The 3,462-nt window shown below is 47.3% G+C and carries 4 protein-coding genes; all 4 read left to right on the plus strand.

What is annotated here, in order from left to right; all coding sequences use genetic code 11:
* Nucleotides 1-237: 237 nt before the first annotated feature.
* Nucleotides 238-687, plus strand: coding sequence for a hypothetical protein (locus tag J4G02_23175; protein ID MCE2397408.1), 450 nt, complete (start codon nt 238-240; stop codon nt 685-687).
* 482 nt (nt 688-1,169) lie between these two features.
* Nucleotides 1,170-1,502: a hypothetical protein gene (locus J4G02_23180; protein ID MCE2397409.1), complete on the plus strand. Its 333-nt coding sequence runs from the start codon at nt 1,170-1,172 to the stop codon at nt 1,500-1,502.
* 357 nt (nt 1,503-1,859) lie between these two features.
* Nucleotides 1,860-2,189 (plus strand): DUF4189 domain-containing protein, encoded by a 330-nt coding sequence (locus tag J4G02_23185; protein MCE2397410.1) that lies wholly within the window; start codon nt 1,860-1,862, stop codon nt 2,187-2,189.
* A 1,062-nt stretch (nt 2,190-3,251) separates the two neighbouring features.
* On the plus strand, nt 3,252-3,462 hold a 211-nt coding region (gene rph / locus J4G02_23190), incomplete at its 3' end, for a ribonuclease PH (protein MCE2397411.1).

Raw genomic sequence — 3,462 nt, forward strand, 5'->3', positions numbered from 1 at the left:
TTTGTTGTAGTTGTAGCGTTCCCGAGGCGAATCGAAATGCGGTGGAAGTACCGACTCAACGGAACTGACAGGTAAATCACTCACAGAAAAAATTCTTGGCAAAAATAAAAATTTAGGCTATATAAGCAGGCAAGTTGATCGCGTTCTGGTTGCTGGAATCGCAAGTTAGTGGAACGCACAACGACCATTTATTGTACGATTAAAAGGATTTATACAGAAAGGAACTCGAAATATGCAATGGGTTGCGCTGGCCATCGTCTGCACCGCGCTGATCGTAGTAAGTTACTATTCTCCAAAAATAGGTTTCAGCCTGCTAGGTGCAATTGGAGCGATGATGAATCGGAAACTTCAAATTTTCCAATTGAAAGAGAATCGGTACAGCTTGACGACGTGAATGCTCAGGAGTCTTATGGCGAAAGTTGGGATTATTCAGGGCGTGTGTCGAATTCTTCGGGGAAGGTGATTACCGATGTTCTTATCAAGATTACATTGCGTGACTGCCCTGATGGTAGCGGAACTGTCAACGATGAATGTCCAATTATCGGTGAACAAGTCGATTTTGTCGCGATTAATGTTCCACCCCGGCAAGCTAGAGATTTTCAGGATAATATCAGTTTCAAAAACGCAGTCCAAAAGGGCACCCTGTTTTGGGACTTTGAGTTGGTGGGTGTGCGAGTTACAGACTAGGAATGGATAAGTTCTTTGAAACCAAACTGGAGACAGCTGCTAGACAAGCTCCAGACTGACCGATCTGATCTCATGACAGCGGGACTGTTTCAGCAACGACCCAGCCGTGCGTGACCGCCCCTACCCACTGCTCTCGAAATCAGTTCTTCAACTGACCAGCACAAAGTTCGCGCTATTGTCATGATGGGGAAGTTACCGCCTGTGTGCACTGGACTTTAAGTTAACTCGGGTTGTCAAGGACGATGGTTGATGGTTGCCGCATTACCGTTTATTGGTTATTTGATTGGTTGCAGACTCGCAATATGACTCTGTTAACGGCAACAGTCAATGACATTGAACAGGCAATGGGGTGTTTGGAGCATGGTGTGAACCGATGCAGTCGCGGTACGATGGGTTTCTGTCGATTTGAAGAACAACAGAGCTGGCGCTGTTCAGGTCTGGCCTGAGGTAATTTACCTCCCAAAGTTTTCCTCGGTGAATCGATGCCGGCGGCACCCGGCCGAAGAGTCGGGCTGCAGCTGCTTGCAATGACCGAGGGTGCGTTGCCTGCAGACATTCGGTATCGTGCGGTCACGCTCGCCAACGATCCTGCCGTTGAGACGAAACACCACCCGATTGGCATAGGCATGAACCTCGACCTATCGGTTGAAGCAAAAACGCCCGATCGTCCCAATTGCGTAGAATGCGCAGTCTCAAGTGAGTCGCGCGATGAAGGGTCGCTCGCTCGGGTGGAAGCGGTGGGTGTCAATTCCCGAGATTTATTGATGCTTTTTCCAATTTTGACCAAATATTCAGGTGTAATTGGTACGGCATGATTACGGAAAAATTATCTTGAAATTGGAGTCTTAATTATGAAAAAGCACCATTTTTAACTCGGAAACGCAGTGGTAATTTTCTCAAATCCGCACTGGAAAGCGCATCCGAGTCGATTAATTTTGAATTTCCCGAATATCGACCAAAATCTATGCTTTAATATTTTTAACTGCAGGCTACATGTTATTTTTACATAAAAATGGAGACTTCATTATGGTTATTGTGAATAAGCACCATCTTCTAACTCCGAAAAGTAGTAGGAATTTTCTCGAAGCCACACTGGCAAGCGCATCCTCGGTTACGCAACGGTCAGTGGGATGTCTCGGTAAGTATTCGGCCATGAAGCGCGTTAAGTTGTTGTGTTGGTTGATGCTCTGTCTCATGTCTACGGCTCGACCGCTTTCAGTCAGGAATACGGCGGCGGCTACGCTTGGGGAATGGCTTGGAGTTACGGCAGTTTATCCGAAGCACGGAACGACGCCATCTCGGAGTGCCGTCGCAAAGGTGGCACCAACTGCTTTGAAGTCGTCTGGTTCCGTGATGCCTGCGGCGCACTCGCCATTGGTGACAACAACGGTTACGGGAGTGGTTGGGGGACCTCGTATGGCCTGGCCGAACAGTATGCGCTGAATTCGTGCCGAAGCTATAACCGAAACTGCCGTATTGCCATATCAAGATGTGCCAGGTGAATCGCGCGATGAAGGGCCGCTCGCTCGGGTGGAAGCGGCAAGTGTCGATTCCCGAGATTTGTTGACACTTTTTTCCAAATTTAGCTAAATGTTCAAGTGTATTTGGTAAGGATGATTACAGAGTCTTGATTATGAAAAAGCACTATCTTTGACTTCGAGACGCAGTAGGGATTTTCTCAAAACTGTACTGAAAAGTGTGTCCGTATCGTTTACGTTTGAAATTCTGTACCATTCAGCACGGTACTACCTGAGACGACTGAAGGATTGACTTTCTGCTCGTTAATGCTTTGTCACATAGTGGTGCCAGCCTCTTCGCCGGCTTTTACCGACGACGGGTACATTTACCTGTTGCTACAGCGCAATCTTTTTCGGCGACTATTTCTAGACACTCGGCATAAAGTACGTTTTCCACGAATGTCCGGACGACGAAGGGGCGGATTCGTCGGCCGCCAACTCCAAGTGTTGCTTCGAGGACATCTACCTCGCAGCGGAGCGCGAAGTGGATACGACAGATGTGTCTGCTCAATAGGACAAAGAATCATCAGCTACTGTACCAAAGCACCCATCAGAAGAACCCAATAATCGCTCCGGGATTCTCGGTGCAAGGATGTCGACAGAACGACTGTTGTCAGCACATAACTACTCGGTGCGGCATTGAATGCTTTTAGCGGTAAGTTACTTGCAATTGCCAAAGAACGACTTTTATCGATTGAACCCAAAACAATGCTGGACAGAGTTGAGAAAAGGTATGACCCGACTAAGGAATTTGTCCGTCAAATCTAAGAGAAATCCGCTGACAAGCTTAATTATTTCTATGGTCGCTATTCACTTGAGCAGACACGAGAAAGATTGCTGGAGCGAGGCGAGGTCGCATTGGCGAATTTGATTGAACAGGTAGTCTGAGTTTCACAATATATTTCGCAATAGGGCACCTACCGATCAGAACGACATCGGTGATCGATCTTCATCAAACTAGATCTCACCGATTTTCGACAATACAGTTACAATAATCAGCCGTATTCAGTCTGACAATTCTGAAAAAAGATTGCTCTATCGACTCATATGAAGCGAATTGACAAAAGACATAATGATCAGTTGCGACCCGTGCGGATTACACGTGGTTACACCAAGCATCCTGCCGGATCTGTCCTGATGGAAACTGGCGAAACCCGCGTATTGTGCACCGCCAGCATCGACGACCGGGTACCCTTTCATTTGAGAGGCAAGAACCGGGGCTGGGTAACAGGTGAATACAGCATGTTACCGGGATCAA

Source organism: Candidatus Poribacteria bacterium, assembly GCA_021295755.1.
Lineage (GTDB): Bacteria > Poribacteria > WGA-4E > WGA-4E > PCPOR2b > PCPOR2b.

What these genes read in the sequence shown, in the direction of transcription:
- J4G02_23175 (MCE2397408.1), top strand. Translation starts at nt 238, where the DNA reads ATGGGTTGCGCTGGCCATCGTCTGCACCGCGCTGATCGTAGTAAGTTA.
- J4G02_23180 (MCE2397409.1), top strand. Translation starts at nt 1,170, where the DNA reads ATGCCGGCGGCACCCGGCCGAAGAGTCGGGCTGCAGCTGCTTGCAATG.